General features: G+C 26.6%; 3 protein-coding genes, 1 rRNA gene and 1 other annotated feature. All 4 genes read right to left on the reverse strand.

What is annotated here, in order from left to right; translation table 11 throughout:
• Positions 1-1456, reverse strand: a 1456-nt coding sequence (locus tag Q1J78_RS02060) for a VWA domain-containing protein (protein ID WP_300279674.1), incomplete at its 3' end; no start/stop codon positions are given.
• A gap of 327 nt (positions 1457-1783) precedes the next feature.
• The gene (gene serS / locus Q1J78_RS02065) at positions 1784-3055 is read right to left on the reverse strand and encodes a serine--tRNA ligase (RefSeq protein WP_300279677.1); all 1272 of its coding nucleotides are present in this window, start codon (positions 3053-3055) and stop codon (positions 1784-1786) included.
• Between the two features lie 117 nt (positions 3056-3172).
• Positions 3173-3379, reverse strand: a binding site (T-box leader).
• A 119-nt stretch (positions 3380-3498) separates the two neighbouring features.
• Entirely contained in the window at positions 3499-4320 is an 822-nt protein-coding gene (locus Q1J78_RS02070; protein WP_300279680.1) for a mechanosensitive ion channel family protein, read from the reverse strand.
• 45 nt (positions 4321-4365) lie between these two features.
• Positions 4366-4480: ribosomal RNA gene (gene rrf, locus Q1J78_RS02075) — 5S ribosomal RNA — on the reverse strand; the annotation flags it as partial.

The raw sequence follows: 4480 nt of genomic DNA on the forward strand, positions 1-4480 counted from the left end.
TTATCTGTACTGCAAATGGATTTGCTGTAAGTACATCTGTATATCTTTCACAGTTTGCAAGTACTACTGAATCTGTTCCATTTGGATATAAATCTTTACTTGCATCTATTGATGTATCTATTCTATCGTTTCCCTCTATTCTTTTATCAATATTTTCTTGTTGATAATCATTATTTTCATTCTGGTTATTAGAAATTATAGGCTGAACATATTTTTTTTCTACTTTTATAGCAGGTATCGGAAATTTTATTTTCTGATTTCCTATCATAACATATGTATCACCATTCAAAGGATAATATTTATTTCCTTTTAAATTAGTATTATCTATATCTACTAATACTTCATATGTCATTTCATAAGTATAGACTGTTTTTTTATTTTCATCTTCTATTAAAGGTTCTGTTTTATCTAAGTTCCATATAAAATTATTTTCATTATCTAATATCACACTATCTGGTAATTTTGTATTTATTTTTACAAATTCGGTACTTTTATCAACTACCTTTAATTCCTTTCCATCTATTCCACTTATTATTTCTGTTGTTATATCATCAAAAGCATCATTTAATTGATTTGCATTATCTGCATTGTATGCTCTTTCTGGCTTGCTAGCTATGTAATTTGTTAGAAAATCTCCAATTGTAGGTCCATTTTCAATATCATCAGACCAATAATCTCTATAAGTATAGTTATTTTCAACACCATAGCATATTGTGTAAATTGATGATTTTTCTTGAAGTAATTTTGCTTCTTTTGTTGTCTCTTCTATTATTTTTTTACTTCCCATATATCCATTTCCTAAAATATTGTTATATCTATCAATATAATAAGTTGGTGTTCCATCAGTAAGTATAATAGTATCTTTTGATTTTATATCTTTTACTATTTCTTCATCAAATAAATTCTCACTTTCTTTTATCCCAGATTGAAGATTTGTTCCTCCAATAGCATTTAAATTATCTATTACCGAATAAGCTTTTTCTTTACCGTTTTTATTGCCTACATCTATCCAATTAAGTACTATTTTTGCATCTTTATTAAATTTTACAATTGATAAATATCTTCCTTCTCTATTTTCATCTCCACCATATGAATTAATAAATTTTTTAGCCGCTTTTTTTGCATTTTCAAGTCTATTTCTTGCAATCATTGAACCAGATGTGTCCAATAGTAAAACTGTAGCTGATTTATTTACTACAAAATCTTTTTTCTTTTCAGTTATAACTTTCAAATTTATCTTGTATCTATTTTTATCTAATTTTTCAGCAGTTTTATCTACTTTTATTCCTTCTGGTATTGATTGTTCAAGTGTACCTTCTTTCCAAATATTATTATCATCATAATAACCTTTTGTTATCTCTTGTGTATACGCTAATGCATCTATTTTTAAAATGCCAATACACAAAATCGATACTAATATTATATTGAGTATCTTTTTAGATTTTTTAGTTTTCATAACTATTCCCCCTAGTTTTCTATGATATTTTATATTTTTGAATTTCACCTCCATTTTTTAATTTAATATCCCCCGATATTAGTTATATTTATTTTAATTATGATTTGTATATTTCTTATTAGAATTTGTATTTTTAAAGTTTAATTTTATAAATAAAGAAATAATACTTAATTAAAATAAAATAAACCGTTCTTATTATATATTACTTATTTATAAATGTCTATTTTTTATTAAAATACTAAAGATTTCTTTGTCAAAAACAAAAAAATGCTATTGTAATAAAAGTTTTTATTACAATAGCATTTATATTATAAATTATCTAATTTATTATTTTATAACATCTACACCCATATATGGTCTTAAAACTTCAGGAACTACTACTGAACCATCTTCTTGCTGATAGTTTTCAAGTATAGCTGCTAAACATCTTCCTACAGCTAATCCTGATCCATTTAATGTATGTACAAATTCTGCTTTAGATTTTTTATCTCTTTTGAATTTTATATTAGCACGTCTAGCCTGGAAATCTTCAAAGTTTGAACAAGAAGAAATTTCAACATATCTTCCGTAGCTTGGCATCCATACTTCTAAGTCAAATTTAAATGCAGCTGTAAATCCTAGGTCACCTGTACATATTTTAACTCTTCTATATGGTAATCCTAATAACTGTAGCATTTCTTCAGCATCCATTGTTAATTTTTCTAATTCATCATAAGAATTTTCTGGTAGTACAAATTTAACTAGTTCTACTTTGTTAAACTGATGCTGTCTTACTAAACCTCTTGTATCTCTACCTGCTGAACCTGCTTCTGATCTAAAACATGGAGTATATGCACAGTATTTTATTGGTAATTGATCTGCAGTTAAAATTTCATTTCTATGTATATTAGTTACAGGAACTTCTGCTGTTGGAACTAAGAAATAATCTACTCCTTCTAGTTTGAACATATCTTCTTCAAATTTTGGAAGCTGTCCTGTGCCTGAAAAACTATCTCTATTTGCCATAAATGGTGGTAATACTTCTGTATATCCATGATTTTCTGTATGAGTATTAAGGAAGAAGTTTATTAAAGATCTTTCAAGTCTAGCACCTAATCCTTTATATAATGTAAATCTTGAACCAGTTATTTTACCAGCTCTTTCAAAATCTAATATTCCAAGATTTGTTCCTATATCCCAATGAGCTTTATGTTCAAAATTAAATTTTGTAGGTTCTCCCCATTTTTTAACTTCAACATTATCTTCATCTGTTTCACCCTGTGGTACATCTGGATGAGGAACATTTGGTATTCTCATTAATGTATAGTTTAATTTTTCTTCTACTTCTTTAACTTTAACATCTATTCCTTTTATAGTTTCTGATAACTCTTTTAATCTAGCTTTATCTTCAGAAACATCTTTTCCCTCTTTTATTAATTGAGGTATTTTTTTAGATTCTATATTTAACTCTTGTTTTAATACTTCAACTTCTTTTAATAAATCTCTTCTCTCATCGTCAAGAGCTACTACAGCATCAAGGTCAAATTCTTTTTCACCTCTTATTTGCATAGCTTGTTTAATTTCATCTAAATTTTCTCTTATTCTTTTTATATCTAGCATTTTGCACCTCCAAATATTTTCTGAAAATCATATCAAATTTTCAATTTCTTTTGATTTAAATTTACAGATTTAAACTTTAGGGGTATTTTTTGTATAAAAAAAGATTTTCACCCCTTAAAAAGGGACGAAAATCTGTTATCCGCGTTGCCACCCTAATTGAATATATATAAATATATTCCTCTCAAAATCCTGTAACGTAGGAATACGTCTAATTTTCATTAGAAGCTCCAGAGTAGATTCAAAAACTACTTTTATGAGTTCACACCGACCACTCACTCTCTGAAAAAAGAACTGTTCTTTACTTATCTCCTTCATAGCTTTTTTATATTATGTCCATATTATATTATAATAAACTTTATTTTTCAAGTTTAAATATAAAATTTAAGTTCATTTTTCTATTTTATATAAGTTTTATATCTTTATTTATATATATTTTATTCTTACTATTTTCCTTTTACCATTACATTTACATATGGTAATACTATATTATTTTCATCGAATTTATTTTTTATCTTTTCCATTAAATCATAATATGCATCCCAATAATCTTCTGTTTTCACCCAAGGCTTACTTACAAATTCCATAGAATTATTTCCCATAGAGTTTATACCTATTAATGGTTTTGGATCTTTTAAAATCCTTTTATCTTCTTCAAAAATATCTTTAACTATCTTTTTCAAAAGATTAATATCGGTATTGTATTCTACATTAAATACAAAATCTATTCTTCTTATATTCTGGTGTGTATAGTTAATTATATTGTTGCTTGTTATCTGTAAATTTGGTATTATTATAGTTTTATTATCTGGTGTTTTTAAAATAGTACTAAATATTTGTATGTCAGAAACAGTTCCTTCAACATTTGTATCAGATGTCTGTATATAATCTCCTATTTCAAAAGGTTTGAAAAATAATATTATAAATCCAGATGATAGATTAGATAATAATTCTTTAAATGCTAAACCTACACTGAATCCAGCTGCTCCTACTATAGTCACAACAGATGTTGTTTTTACACCTATCATATCTAAACTGTTAAGTGTTGCGATAACTATTATAGATATATATACGCCATATTCTATAAAATTTGTTATTCCTTTTCCATTTGTGTATTTTTTTAATACTCTAGATACAGCTTTTCTACATATTTTAGCAATAGTTAATCCAATAAGGAAAAATATTATTGCGTATAAAAGTGATGGTATTTTTTCTATCCCTGCATCTAAAAAAGCTTGAATAGTTGTACTTTCTGATATTCCTTTCATATATTCTCCTTAAATTTAATTTTTATTTTTATAAAAAAAAAGATTACGTGGCTACGTCCTACTCTCCCAGGGGCCTTCGCCCCAAGTACCATCAGCGCTAGAGAGCTTAACTTCTGTGTTCGGAATGGGAACAGGTGTATCCTCTCTGCTATAATAACCA

This window comes from Peptacetobacter sp., from assembly GCF_029264495.1.
Taxonomy (GTDB): domain Bacteria; phylum Bacillota; class Clostridia; order Peptostreptococcales; family Peptostreptococcaceae; genus Peptacetobacter.

Coding starts and splice junctions, on each gene's coding strand:
- serS (WP_300279677.1), bottom strand. CDS start 3,055: ATGCTAGATATAAAAAGAATAAGAGAAAATTTAGATGAAATTAAACAA.
- Q1J78_RS02070 (WP_300279680.1), bottom strand. CDS start 4,320: ATGAAAGGAATATCAGAAAGTACAACTATTCAAGCTTTTTTAGATGCA.